This window comes from Halorubrum marinum (genome assembly GCF_048381195.1).
Lineage (GTDB): Archaea > Halobacteriota > Halobacteria > Halobacteriales > Haloferacaceae > Halorubrum.
In genome coordinates, this window is record NZ_JBLWMM010000006.1 from 484,238 (window position 1) to 500,575 (window position 16,338).

Consider the following 16,338-nt stretch of genomic DNA (forward strand, 5'->3'; position numbering starts at 1 on the left):
CGTGTTGCCGTGATCGGGAAAATCAGTCCCGCATCCGCGTCTCGGTAGCTAGACGCCGCGACCCTGCAGCTTCTCTTCTTCGGGCATGTCGGCGTTCGACTGCCCCTTCATCCCCTTGCCGGTGCCGCTCGCGATCCGGGCGAGCTCGTCGGGGTCGTCCCAGTTGTTGACGGCCTCGACGATGGCCTCGCCCATCGCCTCGGGGTCCTCTGCGCCGAAGATACCGGAGCCGACGAAGATGCCGTCACAGCCGTGGTACATCATGAGGGCGGCGTCGGCGGGCGTCGCGATCCCGCCTGCGGCGAAGTTGACGACCGGGAGGCGGCCGGCCTCCGCGGTCTCGTGGACCAGATCGCGGGGGGCACCGTGTTCGCGGGCCCACTTCTCGCGCTCCTCGTAGTTGAGTCCGGTGAGCGTGCGGATCTGGGTTTTGATGGTGCGCTGGTGTTTGACCGCCTGATTCACGTCGCCGGTGCCGGCCTCGCCCTTCGTGCGGATCATCGCCGCACCCTCGCGGATGCGTCGGAGCGCCTCGGGAAGGTCGCGGGCGCCGCAGACGAACGGCGACGCGAAGTCGCGCTTGTCGGTGTGGTACTCGTCGTCGGCGGGCGTGAGCACCTCGGACTCGTCGATCATGTCGACGCCGAGCGCTTCGAGGATCTCCGCTTCCTTGCGGTGGCCGATACGCGATTTGCCCATCACGGGGATCGAGACCTCGTCGATGACCTCGGGGACCCGCTCGGGGTCGGGCATCCGCGCGACGCCGCCGCGCTTGCGGATGTCCGCCGGAACGTGTTCCAGTACCATCACGGCGACCGCGCCGGCGTCCTCCGCGATGCGGGCCTGTTCACTGTTGACGACGTCCATGATGACGCCGCCCTTCTGCATCTGCGCGAAGCCGCGCTTGACCAGTTCGGTCCCCCGCTTCAGCTCCGCCAAATCCGTGGCCTCTGCCATGTACGATCGATGGAACGCCGGACACTTAACGGGTCGCTTTCGCCCGGATATCGGCGGCTCGGACGTTTTTCCAGGGCGAGGCGTTCGCCCGAGATACCGGTCGATTTCGACGCCGCACCGCAACCGCGAAGTGCCCCGCGACCGACCGGTCAGTCATGACCAGCGGAGCCATTCTCGCCGGCGGACGGTCGACCCGCTTCGGCGACGCCGACAAGTCGGTCGTCGAGCTCGGCGGTGTTCCGATGATCCGCCGCGTCGCCGACCGACTCGCGGGGACGGACGACCCGATCCCTCCCGGCGGCGACCGCGCGGCGGCCGGCGACCCGGTCGTCGACGACCTCGTGATCAACTGCCGACCCGACCAGCGAGACGCCGTCGCCGCCGCACTCGACGGGATCACACTCCCGGTCCGCTGGGCGCTCGACGACGACGTCGACCTCGGGCCGGTGGCGGGCGTCCGGAACGCCTGCCGGGCGGCGCCCGGCGAGTACGTCGCGGTCGTCGCCTGCGACATGCCGTTCGTCGACCCCGGCTTCCTCGACTCGCTCGTCGCGGACGCCGCGGGCCACGACGCCGCGATCCCCCGGATCGACGACCGATGGCTCCAGACGACGCAGGCGGTGTACCGGGCCGACGCGATGGCTGCCGCCTGCGACCGCGCGCTCGACCGCGGCGACCGGAAGCTGGTCGCGCCGCTCGACGGGCTGAACTGGATAACCGTCGATGACGCGACGGTTCACGAGCGGACGACGGAGCGCACGTTCACGAACGTCAACACGCGCGGGGAGCTCGCGGAGGCGGAGGCGGTCGTCGCTGCGGCTCGGAACGAGTAACGAATTCGCCACAACCCGGGTCACACGCCGGCCTCCGACTCAGCCCTTCAGGACCTCGTACGCCTCGTTCAGCTGCTTGAACGCCTCCTCGTCGCCGTCCTCGCCGTCCGGGTGGAGTCGCTTCGCTCGCTCGCGGTACGTCGAGCGGATCGCCTCGCGGTCGGCGGTCCGGTCGAGGCCGAGCGTCTCGTACGCCTCCCGTTCGGTCATCCCGTCGGCGGGCGGCGCGCGGTCGCGCGGGTCCCACGCACCGGCGTTCCCGCTTCCTCGGGGGCCGAACCCGTCGGCTGACCCGCCGACGCCCCCGTCTGTCGCCCCGGCGGAGCGGTAGGCGTTCCGGCGGTGCTCCGCGGCTCGGGCTCGCCGTCGGGCCCGCTCGCGCTCGGCCGGGCCCGCTTGCGACGCCTCTCGACGGACGCGGTCGCGGAGTCGGCCGCTGGCGTGGTACCAGAGGAAGTAGGAGACGACGCCGAACGGGACGGCGACGGCGAGGAGCACCGGCGAGACGACCACTCCGGCGACGGCGAGCAGGGCCGTCAGCCCGATGAACGTCGCGGCCAGTCCGACGATGATCGCGCGGTTCGTCACGGCCGTAATCGGGGCGCCAGCGTTGTAAGCGTCTCGGCGGGGGCACGGCAACGGTTGCGGCGACCGGTGATCGGGAGAACGATTGCTCTCGCGGAGCGACGCCTCCGCACCGTTTATGTCCGCGGCCGACCGGATCCGTGATATGCCAACGGCGGACCGAGAGACGGTGACGGGGCTCCCGCCCGGGGTCGCTGCCGCCCGCGACGAGCTCACGCCGATGCTCTCGCAGTACGCGGACCTGTGTGCCGCCCACGAGGACGCGCTCGTGCTGTTCCAGGTCGGGGACTTCTACGAGGCGTTCTGCGAGGCGGCCGAGGCGGTCGCCCGCGTCTGCGAGGTGACCTTGACCGAGCGATCGGACTCGACCGGCGACTATCCGATGGCCGGCGTTCCCATCGACAACGCGGCCCCGTACCTCGAATCGCTGCTCGACGCGGGGTACCGGGTCGCGCTCGGCGATCAGGTCGAGGACGCCGAACAGGCCTCCGGACTCGTCGACCGCGCCGTCACCGAGGTGATCACCCCGGGTACCGTCGTCGAGAACGACCTTCTGGAGGCGGGGACGACGAACTACGTCGCGGCGGTGGCGGCCGGGGGTGGAGAGACGAACGGCTCTCTGGATTCTATCGGCCTCGCCGCCGTCGACGTCTCCACCGGCGAGTGTCTCGTCACGTCCGGCGACCGCGACGCGATCGCCGGCGAACTCGACCGCGTCGCCCCGGCGGAGCTGATCGCGGGTCCGAACGCACCGGGGTTCGAGCCCGCAGACGCCGAGCGCGGCTGGACGGCCCACGAGTACGACTCGAGCGTCTTCGACCGGCGGGCCGCGACGGAGCGGCTGGAGGCGTATCTCCCCGCTCCCGAGCGTCGCTTCGAGGCCGACGCCGAGCTTCGCGCTGCCGGTGCCGTGCTCGCGTACGCGGAGTACACGCAGGGCGACGACGGCCCGCTCTCGTACGTCACCCGGATTCGCCGGTACGACCCGCGAGACCGGCTCCGACTCGACGCGGCCGCCCAGCGGAGCCTCGAACTGTTCGAGAACCGCGGGCTCGGGGCGAGCGACACGCTGTTCGACGCCCTCAATGAGACGAACTGTGCGCTCGGCCGCCGCTGTCTGGAGCGGTGGCTCCGGCGGCCCCTCGTCGACGCCGACCCGATCCGGAGCCGCCACGACGCGGTCGGCGAGCTGGCTGACCGAAGCCTCGTCCGGGAGGGCGTCGCCGACGCGCTCGCCGACGCGTACGACCTCGAACGGCTGGTCGGGCGGGTCTCCCGCGGGCGGGCCGACGCCCGTGACCTCCGATCGCTGCACGCGACGCTCGCGGTCGTCCCGGAGCTGAAGTCGACGCTAGCGGGGGGTGAGGGCGACCCGGAGGGCACGGATGAGGAGCACCCCCGAACCGCTCACCTCCGCGAACTCCGCGACCGGCTCGACGAACTGGCCGAGATCCGCGAGCTGATCGACGGCGCTATCGCCGCGAACCCGCCGCCGGAGATCACCGACGGCGGCGTGATCCGCGAGGGATTCGACGAGGAGCTCGACGCGCTGCGTGCGACCGAGCGAGAGGGGCGGGAGTGGGTCGCGGACCTGGAGGTGTCGGAGCGCGAGCGCACCGGGATCGACTCGCTGTCGGTGGGACACAACCAGGTCCACGGCTATTACATCGAGGTGACCGACGCCAACCTCGATCGCGTCCCGGACGACTACCGTCGGCGCCAGACGCTGAAGAACAGCGAGCGGTACGTCACCCCCGAGCTGAAGGAGCGCGAGGAGGAGATCGTCGGCGCGGCCGAGCGCGCGGACGCGGTGGAGTACGAGCTGTTCGTCGACGTCCGGGAGCGCGTGGCGAGCGAGACAGAGCGGATCCAGTCGCTGGCGGACGCGCTCGCCGCCCTCGACGCGCTCTGTTCGCTGGCGACCGTCGCCGTCGAGGGCGACTACGTCCGCCCCGTGATGGTTAGCGACCCCGACGCGGGCGTCTCGATCGAGGGCGGTCGTCATCCCGTCGTCGAGCGAACCGAGCCGTCGTTCGTCCCCAACGATGTCGACCTCCCGCGGGGCGGCGTCGCCGTGATCACCGGCCCGAATATGAGCGGGAAGTCGACGTACATGCGGTCGGTCGCGCTCGCGACGGTACTCGCACAGACCGGGTCGTTCGTTCCCGCACAGGCCGCCACACTTCCCGTTTTCGAGCGGCTGTTCACCCGAGTCGGTGCCTCCGACGACATCGCCGGCGGGCAGTCGACGTTCATGCGGGAGATGAGCGAGCTAACGCAGATCCTCCACGACGCCGGACCGGACTCGCTGGTGCTCTTGGACGAGGTGGGCCGCGGCACCGCGACGACCGACGGGCGCGCCATCGCCCGCGCCGCGATCGAGTTCGTCCACGACGAACTCGGCGCGACCGCCCTGTTCGCCACGCATTACCACGAACTCACCGACCTCGCGGACGAGCGCGAGCGCGTCTTCAACCTCCACTTTACCGCCACCCGCGAGGACGGCGAGGTGACGTTCCTCCACCGGGTTGTTCCCGGCGCGTCCTCCTCGTCGTACGGAGTCGAGGTCGCTGAGTTGGCCGGCGTCCCGGCGCCCGTCGTCGATCGCTCGCGAGCGCTCGTCGACGGAGACGAGGTGGCGCGGTCCGACGGATCCGCAGTGAACGACACCGCCGAGCACGCCGACACCGCCGAGCACGCCGACACCGCCGAGCACGCCGACCCCGCCGACACCGTCGACGCACGGGACGACGAGATCCGACAACGCGGAAGAGACGATGCGATTCGCGAGGCCGAATCCGGCGCTCCACCCGACCTTGTGGCCGATCTCTGCGACCTCGACCTCGCACGAATGACCCCGATCGAGGCCCTGAACGCGTTACACGACATTCAGTCGAGGCTCGACGATGAGCGGTGAGCGCGACGGGCCGACTGGCGATCACGACGACTCGGTCAGTGAGTGCGAGACGACCGACCCCGGCCCCGTCGACGACGAATCGTCTCGCGTCCGTCGGCTCGACGCCGACACCGTCGACCGGATCGCGGCCGGCGAGGTGGTCACCCGACCCGCCCGCGTCGTCGCCGAGCTGATCGACAACGCCATCGACGCCGGCGCGTCACGCGTCGAGATCGCGGTCGACGGCGACGGCACCGACCGAATCCGGGTCGCCGACGACGGCCGGGGTATGACCCGCGAGGACGCCCGTCTCGCCGTCGAGCGTCACGCGACGAGCAAGCTGGCTCCCGACGGCGACCCGGTCGGCGTCGACTCGCTCGGCTTCCGCGGGGAGGCGCTGGCCGCGATCGCCGACGCCTCGCGGCTCGAACTGACGACGAGCGACGGCGGTCCGGTCGGGACTCGGGTCGTCGTCGACGGGACGGCGGCGAACGGCGACGGTACCTCAACGAACGGCGACGACCCGACCGTCACGGACGCCGGCCGCGCCCGCGGTACCACGGTCGTCGTCGAGGACCTGTTCGCGACCCGCCCGGCGCGGCGGGAGTCGCTCGCGAGCGCCGCCGCGGAGTTCGCCCGGATCTCGACGGTCGTCGCCGACTACGCGCTCGCGGTCCCGGACGTGGCGTTCACCCTCGACCACGACGGCTCGACGACGCTGTCGACGCCCGGATCTGGGATCACTGACGCGCTCTTGGGCGTGTACGACCGCGAGACTGCGAGCCGGTCGACGGCTCTCGCGGCGACGGTCGACATCGAGGTCGACGAGACGGACGCCACGTCGGTTTCTGTCGCCGTCTCCGGTGCGCTCGGATACCCCTCGATCACCCGCGCTTCGCGTGACTACGTCCGGATCGCGGTGAACGGTCGGCCGGTCCGGAACGACCGGCTCGCGGCCGCGGTCCGGGCGGGGTACGGTCGACTGCTCCCCGACGGCCGCGAGCCGATCGCCGCCGTCGACGTCGCGGTGCCACCGGAACGAGTGGACCCGAACGTCCACCCCGCGAAGCGAGCGATCGGCCTCCGGGACGCGGGCCGGGTCGCCGAGGCGGTCGAGTCCGCCGTGGACGACGCGCTCACCGGTGCGGACCTCCGGCGGAAGGCCGCGGTCGACACCGACCTCGAGAGCGCACTCGGTTCGGTCGGGGAGGCGGACGGGACGCGCTCGGTGGCGTTCGCCGACGCCGAGCCGATCGGGACGTTTCGCGACCTCTACGTGCTCGTCGAGTCGGGCGACGAGCTACTCGTGATCGACGGGCACGCCGCCCACGAGCGGGTGAACTACGAGCGGCTCTCGCGGGCGTTCGACGGCGACCCAGTGCCGACGGCCGAGCTCGACCCGCCCGCGACGGCGTCGCTGTCGGCGCCCGAGGCGGCCGCGGCGGAGGCGCACGCGGACGCCCTCACCGCGCTCGGCTTCGAGACGGAGCCGTTCGGCGGGGGAACCGTCCGGCTCCGCGCGGTCCCGGCCCCGTTCGGCCGGACCGCCGACGACGACGCCTTCCGGCACGCGCTCGCGGCCCTGACTGACGGCGAGTCGCCGCGAGACGCCCGCGAGGCGCTGCTCGCCGACCTCGCCTGTCACCCGTCGCTGAAGCGCGGCGACCTCGGAGAACTGACGCGTGACGAGGTGCGATCGCTGCTCGATCGGCTCGGCGAGTGCGAGCGCCCGTACGCGTGTCCGCACGGACGGCCGACCGTGATGGCGGTCGAGGAAGCGACGTTCGCGGCGGCGTTCGGTCGGGATCGGTGACTGATCCCCGCCTGCCAGACGCTGCGCGTTTCGCGGGGGTCAGTCGTCGCCGGTCGGTCGCCCCTCCGGCGTCTCGAACCGCTCGACGCGTTCGACCGTCTCGTCGCCCTCGGCGGTTCCGGGCGGGTACGAGACCGTGCGCTGGGGGTACGGGATGGTGATCCCGGCCTCGGCGAATCGGCGCTGAATCTCCTCGACGGCGGTCGCCTTCGACCGCCACCGCGCCTGTGGCGTCGGCGGGTCGATCCAGAAGCGGAGATCGAGCACGATCGCCGAGTCGCCGAACTCCGAGGGAATCACGTACGGCTCCGGGTTGTTCGCGACGGTGTTGATCTCCGTGAGGACGTCCTCGGCGACGTCGCTCGCGCGGTTCGGGTCGTCGTCGTACCCGATCCCGACCTCCATGTGGATCCGGAGCCGTCCCTCGCGGCTCCGATTCGTGATCGCCTGGTTCGTCACGAGATCGTTGGGCACCACCACGTACTCCCCGTCGAAGTTCCGCATGTGCGTGTTCATGATGGTGATCTCCGTGACGAACCCCTCCTCGTTGCCGATCTCGACCCAGTCGCCGATCTCGAACGGGCGCGCGAACATCAACACGAAGCCGGCGATGAGCGACCCGAGCGTCTGTCTGGCTGCCATCCCGAGCACGATGCCGAGGAACCCCGCTCCGACGAGGAGTCCACCGAGGTTCACCCCCCAGATGCCGAGGACGGTGATCCCGGCGACCACGAGCAGTCCCACCTGCATGATCCGGGTGAGCAGCTGCTCTTGGTGTGCCGTGATGCGGTCGCTGTCGTTCGACATCGCCGACACGTACTCCTCTAAGACGTCGCTCGCGACGTAGGCGGCGCCGAGTAGCAGCCCCGAAAGCACGGCCTGTGCCCCGATCGTCACGGCGTTCTCCGCGACGGGCAGCACCGCGACGACGACGTTGAACTGGCCCCACAGGGTCAGGGTTGCGGCGGCGGCAAGCGCGAACAGCGCCAGTTGGAGGGTGCCGACGAGCAGCCGCAGTCCGAAGGAGATCGGAACCGCCTCGCGGAGCGTCTCGATCGAGTGTTCCCCGCGGTCGTCGAGGAAGCGCTCCACCCAGCGGGACACGGCTCGCTCGGCCACACGAACGAGCCGGGGGAGCACCAGCCAGCCGACGGCGACGGTCGCGAACAGGATCCCGACAGTCACCGCGAGCCGCGCCTCTATCGTTGCGACGCTGCCGAGCAGCGCGTCGGCCTGTGTTCCGAGTTCCGCGGTCACTCTTCGAAGCTTCGTCGTTTCGCTTATAAACCCCGCGTCGCAGCTATCGGATCGGAGAACGCCGCGACGAGTGCATTTCCCGTCGACGGACGGCCGACTGCGGTCCTATCAACTGCCGACAAACGGCCGACTGCGGCCTCACCGACCCCGCCGGAGCTCCGCGATCAGCTGCTCGATGAGCGCCGACTGCCGGTCGAGGCGTTCCGACTGCGTCTCGACGGCGTGGCGGAGTTCGGCGACTTCGGTCGCGAGGTCTTCCCCCTCGATGCCAGCGGTCTCGAACGGTGACCCATCGAAGGCGTCGTCGGTCGCGTCGTCGATATCCGCCGCGTTTGCCGAGGTGTCAGTCGCGGGAGACGCGGGGTCCGGTTCGCCGGTCCCGACGGTCGCGAAGTCGGCTGCCGGGCCGTCACTTGAACCGGTGTCGACCCCGCCGCCGTCGTCCGACTCGCTCCGGCTGAGGTCAGCGTCGGCCGGGTGGCCGCCGACCGAGTCGTCAATCGCGTCTACGTCCGTATTCGTCGCATCCCGCGCGGCTGCGGCGCCCTCGGATTGGTCCTCGTCCGCCGCCTCCGTCGGTACGTCGGGAGACGGCTCGGCGTCGCCCACGTCGGCAGAGAGCGGGTCTGCACTCGTCCCGGCCGTTCCGCCTGTCCCGGTCGCCTCGGTCGTCCGGTCCGTCTCAACTGCCGTGTTCGTCCCGGATCCTGCCTCGGCTTCCGCCTCGGCCTCCGCGTCTGCGACGGGGGAGGCCGACAGCGGGTCCGGACCCTCGCCGAAGTCGGTGGTACTCGTCGCGGCGTCTTCCGTGCTGCCGCCGCTTTCGCCGTCCCCGTCTTCGGCGACGGTCACTCGGAACTCTTCGAGGCTGTCGACGCCGTGGAACGCACAGACTGCATCGACGAGCGTCTCCCGCACGGCCCGGGCGGATTCGTTTGGCGCTTTAAACCGCTCCGATCGACCGTCGTGCGTCAACACGACTGCGGTCGCAACGGTTCCCTCCTCGAAGTCGAGGTCGGTGAGCGAGGCGTAGGGGAACTCCTCGAACTCGTCGTCCCACACCGCGGAGCCGACGTGTTTGACGAGCCGGTCGCTGGTCACGACGAGGGTGAGCTCCGAAAAGCGGAACGTGCGGACGACCGACTCGCCGGGACCGGTGACGCCGCTCGCGGAGAGGACTCCCGCGAGGATCGGATGGAGGACCTCGTCGGCGCGTTTCGTCGGAACGGAGAGCGTTTCGTCGCCGTCGAGGCCGTAGTCGAGAGTGAGCTTCGCCTTGCGGCGACCCGTCGAGAGCGCGATGCGCTCGACGTCGTGGGAGTACTCCGCGACCGACTCGTCGGACAACAGCCCGTCGCCGCGGTAAATGAGGGTTCGCGTGGGCGTGACCGCGAGGCGGTCGTCACCCCCGAGTGAGACCGCGGCGACGACGCTTTCGTCGCCGACGGTCTCCGCGAGCAGTTCGGGAAGGCTCATATCGCGGCTATCCGCCCCGCCGGTGATAAATCCGCGGGGTCCAGTTCTCAGATCCGCTCGCCCGGACCGCCTCTGTCACCCACTCACAACCCTCCGACGGATGGGAAGGTTAAAGAGTTTCATCGCGGTACGATCGAGTGAGGCCGGGTGGCTTAGCTGGACATAGCGCCGCACTCATAGGGTTCGGAGATTCGGTGCGGTGACGCCTTGGAAGCGTCCGCGTCCTTCCCGTGGCTCCGCCGAGCCTCGGACCTGGGACATGCGGAGATCGTGGGTTCGGAGCCCACCCCGGCCATACTACACTGTCGTTAACCTGTCCAGTGATACAGCCCGCGTACGCAGCCCGGACGAACTGCGCGGCGCCGCTCCGCTCGACGGTACTGCGGTAGCCGCGATACGTGAACTCGACCGTTATCTGTGCCTCTGGTGAGGGCGGGTTCGGATACGATTCCGCGATCATCCCGTCGATACAGTCGCATGTCGGCGTCAGTTCGCTCACTCGCGTTCCCTCAAAGTCAGCGACACCTTCCGCGATCGCAACAGCCGGCACCCCTCTGTCGGTGTTCAATTCCCGATGAATGAGTTCGTCGTCACGATTCCCTGTCATACTATCTCTATCGTTCGCGCCGTGGATGGAATCGATCTGGTCGAGCCACCGTTCTCAATCGCCCGCGGCGGGCGGTACATAGCCGTCGACACGTGCCGCTTGATCGATGAACTGGCCGTGCCCGTTTATCCCGTCGAATGCAACCGATTGCCCGCCCCGAGCAAACGTGATGAGGCCAGCGTCGGCGAGTTTCGGGAGGTGCATGTGATGGAGGGCGATCTCGATGCGTTCGGTCGTATCGTTCGCAGCCGTCGCGGATGGATCTTCCAGCTCGTTGGCGAGCATCGCCGTGAGGGTGTCGATGGCGACTACCTCGGAGTGTGTTCGTAGGTAATATAAGACGTAGCGTCGGTAGGGGTGCGTCAGCAGATCGAATGTCTCGCCCAAACTCGCTGTGTTCGATGATGTCACTGCCTGTCCTCCTGGCCGGACCGACTTAATGTCTTTTTTAATATAATTATACATAATTGATAATATCGAACGAAACCGGGTGTTTGTTTGACTTCTCCAAGGAAACAGAGTCAGCAGACCGGAGCGCGTGGGGATCGGATTCGGTTCTCCAACTACTCTCTTCCGTTCGGCGAGCGGCTACTCTTCGGACGAACCGATTTCCTCGGGCGCATCGGCGTCCTCTCCGGCGAGCCGTTGATGGAAGTGATTCCACGGCTGGATGTGTTCTTCTGCCAGCAGGTTGCTGCTCACGATTCGCAGGCCGAGGTCGTCTAACTGGTCGGTACTCTCCTTGATCTCGGAAGTCGATTCGGCGACGACCTCGATATGTAGGTTTTCCTCGCCGGACAGCATCTCCCGGACGTTAACGACACCCCGAACTTCGAGGGCCTTCTCCGCCATCTCCGAGCGACGGGAGAGGTCCGTCGAGCAGATGAACAACACTTGCATCGGATACCCCGCCTGCTCGTAGTCAATTTCCGGATTGTAGCCGGTGATGATGCCCTTTTCCTCCAATTGCGTGATTCGGTTGTGAATCGTCGTTCCAGTCACGTCCGTCTCATTCGCGATGTCCGTGTCGGAGGCCCCACGGGCGTCCACCTGCAACAGGTGCAGGATCCGGCGATCGAGGTTGTTGAGTGGGTTATCACTCATGGCGGTAGTTTCGCTGGCGAGTCAATTGAATCGCTCGCCCAGACCGGACACGCGCTGTCTCTCTGTCGACCGTAACCGGTTTCGATTGTAGTCTCTACCGGGGAGTTCACCAGATCTGCGCCAGTTATATACTAATCGACGAAACCGGTTAATACGTTGGTTGCTTGGTAGATATCACATGGATGAAGAGCCTGAGCAGGATACCGAGACTGACACTGGCTCTGAGAGTCCGTCGAGCGAGGGACAGGAGATCCCGGTAGAGGTACTGGAGTTAGCCCACGTCTACGAGGCACTGAGTCACCCTCGGCGCCGATACCTCTGTTATTCGCTTCTCGAGGACACACGGAGGTCGTTACGAGAGTTGGCGAGAAATATCGCCGCCTGGGAGAACGAGATACCCGAAGACGCCGTCACCGACAGCCAGCAGCAACGTGTGTACGTTTCGCTCTACCACGTCCACGTTCCGAAGCTGGCTGATGACGGTGTTGTCTGGTTCGACGCGGCGAGCGAGACGGTTACGGCTGCGAGGAACGCCGAGCAGGTCTTGGCGGCACTCGAAGGGATAGGCGGCAGCCTCGATAGCCCCCGAGAGGCACACGCACGGAGCGATCAGGATGACGATGAGTGATAATAGCAACTCAGACCGTGACGACGATTCGACCCTCGGGCGAGACGCGCACTGGAAGCAAGTCGCACAACGGCCCTACGACCCTGCAGGCAACACGGAGCTCTCGACCGTTATCGTGTTCGCGATCGCGGACGCTAAGGGGGTACCTCCGGACGAGATATCGTCTCCACCCCTGTACGAGAGCGTCGACGTGGCTGCCATCGAAACGGCCCTTTTCGGTCGCGACGGCGAACGAATCGTTACGAACGGCACCGGTAGCGTCGAGTTTCGCTACACCGAATACCTGATCAGAGTGCGGGGCAACGGGTGGGTTCAGGTTCACGAATCTGACGAGAGTGAGCCGACGTGACTCGCCGGTGAGGTGACGCGGCGACCCTCCTTTTTCGGCCTTCTTCCCGTCTACCCTCCGTCCACACTCTCGAGGAGTGCTTTCGGGTCGCCTGCTCGCGGCCGAAACGACTACCCGCCCGTGACGCGACGGCTCCCGTATGCAAGCGCGTGACCTCATGGAGTCCGACGTGAAGACGGTCGCTCCCGACGACGACGTCGCGGACGTGTTCAAGCGATTCGCCCGCTACGGATTCAGCGGGTTCCCCGTCGTTGACGACGCGGACCGGGTGGTCGGTGTCGTCACCGAGTCCGACCTCGTGGACCTGTTCGAGCCGGACGACGAGACGCTGTGGATCCCGATCGGGCTCCCGCCGTTCGTCGACACGCTCACGTATCAGATAAAGCCGCCGTGGGCCGACCTCGATCTGGGCGTCGACATGGTACGGAACGCCGACCGCCCTATCTCCGACGTCATGAGTACTGACGTGGCGACGGTCACGCCGGACGCCGACGTCAATACGGTTCTCGACCTGCTCGCTGGCGACGACCCGGACATCAACCGCGTTCCGGTCGTCGACGACGACGGGCGACTCGTCGGGATCATCGCTCGACAGGACGTGATCCGCGCGTTTCGCGATAAGCGGCTGGCGTAGCCGATCTCTTGTCGTGGGAACGGTCCCCGACGTTGATATTCGACTGACACGTGTCGTCACGTATGAGCGACGTAAACCAGACCGCGACGTTCGACGCCCGTACGGAACTCAAAGACGGCATGGAGGTCCGCGCGGAGACCCGGCAGTTCGAGTTCGTGATCGACGAGCCGGAATCGCTCGGCGGCACGGACGAGGGACCGAATCCGGTCGAGTACCTGCTCGGCTCCCTGGGCGGCTGTCTGAGTATCGTCGGGCGCGTCGTCGCCGGCGAGATGGACATCGAGATCGTCGAGCTGGCGATCGACCTCGAAGGAGACCTCGACCCGGCGAAGTTCGAGGGAGCGGACGTCGACACCCGCGCTGGCTTCCAAGAGATTCGCGCGTCGGTCCAGGCGGAGCTACGGTCGAACGACGGTGATCCCGTCGACGACGAGACTCGCGACGAGTGGCTCGCTCGCGTCGAGCAGCGATGTCCCGTGAGCGATAACCTCGGCGGAGAAACCCCGATCGCACTCGATCTGTCCTAACTCGGTCTGGGGGCCTCCCGGTTCGACGCGGACTACGACGGATCGACCCGCACCAGCCACACGTCGGGGTCCTCGATCTCCGCGCTCGTCGGGAGGTTCTCGGGGCGCTCCCAGACGGCCCCGGCGGCCTCGATCCCGCGAGCGTCGGCGACGTGACGGAAGAAGGCGGCACCGCGCTCGTACTGCCGCCGTTTCAGCCCGAGACCGAGCAGCCGGCTCGCGAGTCGACGAATCGGTCCGCCGCCGCCACGCCGCTCGTCGAGCTTGCGTCGAAGGTCGTCGTACGCGTCGTCGAACGCGCGGTCCATCAGCATCTCGGCGTATCCCTCGACCGCGGTCATCGCCGTCTGCAGCTCCGCGAACGACTCGCGGTCGAGCCCGCCGGCCGTCAGCTCGTCGACGCCGCGTTCGACGCGCGACTCCAGGTACTCCGGTAGCCACGGGGCCGCTCCGAACTCCGCCGCGTGGGTCACCTCGTGGAACGCGATCCAGCGCCTGAACCGGGGGTAGTCGACGTCGAGAGAGGCGGCGACGGTAACGATATTCGGATGGACGAAGTAGAGGCCGTGGTCGGCATCGGGCTTGTCGGCGAGCAACAGCGGGTCGTACTGTCCGAGCACGTTACGCGCCAGAAAGCCGAGGGTGAACGCCATCGTTCCCGTGTTGGCGACCCGCGAGAGGTCCTGTGAGAACGCTCCGAGGGGGCCGCCTGTCGGGCCGCCGATCGGTCCGTCGACGGGACCGATCACGGCGTTGCCGAACGGATCTCCGTCCGCGTCCTGCCGTCCGGTCGCGGCGGCCTCGACCGGCGCCATCACGTTCCGGAACGTGTCGACGCTCGCGTCGATCCAGTGGTGGCGGTTCTGGATCTCGATCGTGTCCGGCACGTCGAACTCGATCCCGGCGACGTCGCGGAGGCGTGTCCGTGCATCTCGTACGTCGGCCGCGTAGCCCTGCCGCTCGGCGGCGGTGAGTGCGAGGGACCCCGAGTCGGTGCCCGCTTTCGCGGCCGCCGCGGCTCGGTCCCAGTCGATAACGCCCGGGCCGGAGGCCTCGGATACCGCACGGAGGCTTCGGAGAATGTCCATACAACACGGAGGGATGCCCGACCCAAATCGCTTGCGTCGGTTCGTAGTGGTCGTCCACGCCGCACGCAGACCTCTCAGGCGCCGCTAGCAGTGCCCGACGGGGCCTTCTCGTCGTCACCGAGGAACTTTGTCGCGGCGATAGCGGCCGCCGCGAGTAGCCCCATGGCGAGCACGACGCCGACGATCGACTTCACCGAACAGCGCCCGCCTTTGCCGCCAGTTTCGGTCTCATCTTCCTCGTCACTCGCGGGCTCTCCCGCGACTTCCGCCTGTTCGCCCGGGGCGACATCCAGCCCGAAGGGACCGATCTGGATGTCACCGTCGCCGAGGTGCACCTCGAGTATCGTGAACGATGTGTCGCTCATACCGGTTCGTTCTCTTGCGATCGGCTTATTAGTGCCGCCGGTAGCGGGTCCTGATCGGCGGGTTCTTGTCTGCTCCCGGGTGACCCACGACCATGCACGAGCCAGAGCGAGCGTTCCTCGGTGATCTGCTCGCGACCGCCAGTCCCTCCGGATTCGAGACGGCGAGCCAGCGCGTCTGGACCGAGTACGTCCGCGGGTTCGCCGACGCGGTCTCGACCGACGCCTACGGCAACGCCATCGCCGTCCACGAAGGCGCCCCCGACGCACCGACGATCGCCGTGACAGGCCACGCAGACGAGATCGGGTTCATCGTCCGCGACGTGCTTGCGGACGGTTTCCTCCGGATCGGTCGGATCGGCGGCTCCGATCGAACCGTCTCGAAGGGTCAACACGTCACGATCCACGCCGACGAGCCCGTGCAGGGCGTCATCGGCCAGACCGCGATCCACCTGCGCGACCCCGAAGACGACGAGTACGAGGCGATCCCCGAACAGTTCGTTGATATCGGAGCGAACGACCCCGAAGAGGCCCGCGAGCACGTCGAGGTCGGTGACCCGGTCACCTTCTCCACGGACATCGAGGAGCTGGTCGGTGACCGCATCGCCGCCCGCGGAATCGACAATCGGGCCGGGACCTGGGCGGCCGCAGAGGGGCTCCGCCGTGCGGCCGCCGCCGATGTTGACGCCACCGTCTACGCCGTCTCCACGGTTCAAGAGGAGGTCGGACTACAGGGCGCCCGGATGGTCGGGGTCGACCTCGACGACGTGGACGCGTTCGTCGCCGTCGACGTCACGCACGCCACCGACAACCCGGATGTCGACCGCGAACGTCGCGGCCCTGTCGAGCTGGGTGCGGGACCGGTTATTACGCGAGGAAGCGCGAACCACCCGGTTCTCGTCGATCTCGCCCGGCAGGCCGCGATGGACGCCGACATCGACGTGCAGCTGCAGGCCGCGGGCACCCGGACCGGCACCGACGCCGACGCCTTCTACACCTCGCGCGGCGGCGTCCCGTCGCTCAACGTTTCGATTCCGAACCGGTACATGCACACGCCCGTCGAAGTCGTCGACCTCGACGATCTCGATGCGGTCGCCGATCTACTGGCCGCGATCGCCGCCGAGACGGCTGCGGCTGGTCCCTTCGCTGTCGACATCTGAGCGCTGTGCCCCTCGCCGCAACTGACCGAACTGGACCACGACAAACCGGGGCACAGCAGGGC

The 16,338-nt window shown here is 68.0% G+C and carries 16 protein-coding genes, 1 tRNA gene and 1 pseudogene; 9 read left to right on the plus strand and 9 right to left on the minus strand.

The window, feature by feature from the left end; genetic code table 11:
- Positions 1 to 48: 48 nt before the first annotated feature.
- Positions 49 to 957, minus strand: a complete 909-nt coding sequence (gene pdxS / locus ACNSN4_RS11815) for a pyridoxal 5'-phosphate synthase lyase subunit PdxS (protein ID WP_418286019.1) — start codon at positions 955 to 957, stop codon at positions 49 to 51.
- A 155-nt stretch (positions 958 to 1,112) separates the two neighbouring features.
- Here pdxS and ACNSN4_RS11820 point away from each other — a divergent pair, with 155 nt between their 5' ends.
- Complete coding sequence (locus ACNSN4_RS11820; protein WP_418286020.1) at positions 1,113 to 1,790, plus strand: molybdenum cofactor guanylyltransferase; 678 nt, start codon at positions 1,113 to 1,115, stop codon at positions 1,788 to 1,790.
- Positions 1,791 to 1,829: 39 nt separating this feature from the next.
- Here the strand turns inward: ACNSN4_RS11820 and ACNSN4_RS11825 are convergent, their stop codons facing one another.
- Positions 1,830 to 2,378, minus strand: coding sequence for a J domain-containing protein (locus tag ACNSN4_RS11825; protein ID WP_418286021.1), 549 nt, complete (start codon positions 2,376 to 2,378; stop codon positions 1,830 to 1,832).
- 142 nt (positions 2,379 to 2,520) lie between these two features.
- Here ACNSN4_RS11825 and mutS point away from each other — a divergent pair, with 142 nt between their 5' ends.
- Together mutS and mutL are read left to right on the plus strand one after the other, a co-directional pair.
- Positions 2,521 to 5,292: a DNA mismatch repair protein MutS gene (gene mutS / locus ACNSN4_RS11830; protein WP_418286022.1), complete on the plus strand. Its 2,772-nt coding sequence runs from the start codon at positions 2,521 to 2,523 to the stop codon at positions 5,290 to 5,292.
- Entirely contained in the window at positions 5,282 to 7,084 is a 1,803-nt protein-coding gene (gene mutL / locus ACNSN4_RS11835; protein WP_418286023.1) for a DNA mismatch repair endonuclease MutL, read from the plus strand. The genes mutS and mutL overlap by 11 nt, the downstream gene beginning before the upstream one ends.
- A 39-nt stretch (positions 7,085 to 7,123) precedes the next feature.
- Here the strand turns inward: mutL and ACNSN4_RS11840 are convergent, their stop codons facing one another.
- A complete protein-coding gene (locus tag ACNSN4_RS11840) occupies positions 7,124 to 8,341 on the minus strand; it encodes a mechanosensitive ion channel family protein (RefSeq protein WP_418286024.1) in 1,218 nt (405 codons plus the stop codon).
- Positions 8,342 to 8,479: 138 nt separating this feature from the next.
- Positions 8,480 to 9,817 (minus strand): DUF7115 domain-containing protein, encoded by a 1,338-nt coding sequence (locus tag ACNSN4_RS11845; protein ID WP_418286025.1) that lies wholly within the window; start codon positions 9,815 to 9,817, stop codon positions 8,480 to 8,482.
- A 141-nt stretch (positions 9,818 to 9,958) separates the two neighbouring features.
- On the opposite strand from ACNSN4_RS11845, the gene ACNSN4_RS11850 reads away from it, so the two are divergent.
- Positions 9,959 to 10,112: transfer RNA gene (locus tag ACNSN4_RS11850), tRNA-Met, on the plus strand.
- A gap of 72 nt (positions 10,113 to 10,184) precedes the next feature.
- On the opposite strand, the pseudogene ACNSN4_RS11855 reads toward ACNSN4_RS11850, so the two are convergent.
- The 3 genes and pseudogenes from ACNSN4_RS11855 to ACNSN4_RS11865 form a co-directional block, all read right to left on the minus strand.
- Positions 10,185 to 10,424 (minus strand): annotated as a pseudogene (locus ACNSN4_RS11855) (HalOD1 output domain-containing protein); the annotation flags it as partial.
- Positions 10,425 to 10,478: 54 nt separating this feature from the next.
- Positions 10,479 to 10,835, minus strand: a complete 357-nt coding sequence (locus tag ACNSN4_RS11860) for a DUF7344 domain-containing protein (protein WP_418286026.1) — start codon at positions 10,833 to 10,835, stop codon at positions 10,479 to 10,481.
- 177 nt (positions 10,836 to 11,012) lie between these two features.
- Positions 11,013 to 11,528: an Lrp/AsnC family transcriptional regulator gene (locus tag ACNSN4_RS11865; protein WP_418286027.1), complete on the minus strand. Its 516-nt coding sequence runs from the start codon at positions 11,526 to 11,528 to the stop codon at positions 11,013 to 11,015.
- A gap of 178 nt (positions 11,529 to 11,706) precedes the next feature.
- Here ACNSN4_RS11865 and ACNSN4_RS11870 point away from each other — a divergent pair, with 178 nt between their 5' ends.
- The 4 genes from ACNSN4_RS11870 to ACNSN4_RS11885 all read left to right on the plus strand — a co-directional run bounded on the left by ACNSN4_RS11870 (position 11,707) and on the right by ACNSN4_RS11885 (position 13,666).
- A complete protein-coding gene (locus ACNSN4_RS11870; protein ID WP_418286028.1) occupies positions 11,707 to 12,156 on the plus strand; it encodes a DUF7344 domain-containing protein in 450 nt (149 codons plus the stop codon).
- Complete coding sequence (locus ACNSN4_RS11875) at positions 12,149 to 12,505, plus strand: HalOD1 output domain-containing protein (protein WP_418286029.1); 357 nt, start codon at positions 12,149 to 12,151, stop codon at positions 12,503 to 12,505. Before ACNSN4_RS11870 ends, ACNSN4_RS11875 begins: the two co-directional genes overlap by 8 nt.
- 139 nt (positions 12,506 to 12,644) lie before the next feature.
- Complete coding sequence (locus ACNSN4_RS11880) at positions 12,645 to 13,139, plus strand: CBS domain-containing protein (RefSeq protein ID WP_418286030.1); 495 nt, start codon at positions 12,645 to 12,647, stop codon at positions 13,137 to 13,139.
- A 62-nt stretch (positions 13,140 to 13,201) separates the two neighbouring features.
- A complete protein-coding gene (locus ACNSN4_RS11885; protein ID WP_418286031.1) occupies positions 13,202 to 13,666 on the plus strand; it encodes an OsmC family protein in 465 nt (154 codons plus the stop codon).
- 32 nt (positions 13,667 to 13,698) lie between these two features.
- Here ACNSN4_RS11885 and ACNSN4_RS11890 read toward each other — a convergent pair whose 3' ends face one another.
- Together ACNSN4_RS11890 and ACNSN4_RS11895 are read right to left on the minus strand one after the other, a co-directional pair.
- On the minus strand, positions 13,699 to 14,754 hold the full coding sequence (locus tag ACNSN4_RS11890) for a zinc-dependent metalloprotease (protein ID WP_418286032.1): 1,056 nt from the start codon (positions 14,752 to 14,754) through the stop codon (positions 13,699 to 13,701).
- 74 nt (positions 14,755 to 14,828) lie between these two features.
- Positions 14,829 to 15,119, minus strand: coding sequence for a hypothetical protein (locus tag ACNSN4_RS11895; protein ID WP_418286033.1), 291 nt, complete (start codon positions 15,117 to 15,119; stop codon positions 14,829 to 14,831).
- Between the two features lie 92 nt (positions 15,120 to 15,211).
- On the opposite strand from ACNSN4_RS11895, the gene ACNSN4_RS11900 reads away from it, so the two are divergent.
- A complete protein-coding gene (locus tag ACNSN4_RS11900) occupies positions 15,212 to 16,276 on the plus strand; it encodes a M20/M25/M40 family metallo-hydrolase (protein WP_418286034.1) in 1,065 nt (354 codons plus the stop codon).
- Positions 16,277 to 16,338 lie beyond the last annotated feature (62 nt).

Bases quoted from the DNA above. Each gene is read 5' to 3' on its own strand.
- mutS (WP_418286022.1), top strand. From the start codon at position 2,521: ATGCCAACGGCGGACCGAGAGACGGTGACGGGGCTCCCGCCCGGGGTC.
- ACNSN4_RS11900 (WP_418286034.1), top strand. From the start codon at position 15,212: ATGCACGAGCCAGAGCGAGCGTTCCTCGGTGATCTGCTCGCGACCGCC.
- pdxS (WP_418286019.1), bottom strand. From the start codon at position 957: ATGGCAGAGGCCACGGATTTGGCGGAGCTGAAGCGGGGGACCGAACTG.
- ACNSN4_RS11875 (WP_418286029.1), top strand. From the start codon at position 12,149: ATGAGTGATAATAGCAACTCAGACCGTGACGACGATTCGACCCTCGGG.
- ACNSN4_RS11890 (WP_418286032.1), bottom strand. From the start codon at position 14,754: ATGGACATTCTCCGAAGCCTCCGTGCGGTATCCGAGGCCTCCGGCCCG.
- ACNSN4_RS11895 (WP_418286033.1), bottom strand. From the start codon at position 15,119: ATGAGCGACACATCGTTCACGATACTCGAGGTGCACCTCGGCGACGGT.
- ACNSN4_RS11820 (WP_418286020.1), top strand. From the start codon at position 1,113: ATGACCAGCGGAGCCATTCTCGCCGGCGGACGGTCGACCCGCTTCGGC.
- ACNSN4_RS11845 (WP_418286025.1), bottom strand. From the start codon at position 9,817: ATGAGCCTTCCCGAACTGCTCGCGGAGACCGTCGGCGACGAAAGCGTC.
- ACNSN4_RS11865 (WP_418286027.1), bottom strand. From the start codon at position 11,528: ATGAGTGATAACCCACTCAACAACCTCGATCGCCGGATCCTGCACCTG.
- ACNSN4_RS11870 (WP_418286028.1), top strand. From the start codon at position 11,707: ATGGATGAAGAGCCTGAGCAGGATACCGAGACTGACACTGGCTCTGAG.
- mutL (WP_418286023.1), top strand. From the start codon at position 5,282: ATGAGCGGTGAGCGCGACGGGCCGACTGGCGATCACGACGACTCGGTC.
- ACNSN4_RS11885 (WP_418286031.1), top strand. From the start codon at position 13,202: ATGAGCGACGTAAACCAGACCGCGACGTTCGACGCCCGTACGGAACTC.
- ACNSN4_RS11880 (WP_418286030.1), top strand. From the start codon at position 12,645: ATGCAAGCGCGTGACCTCATGGAGTCCGACGTGAAGACGGTCGCTCCC.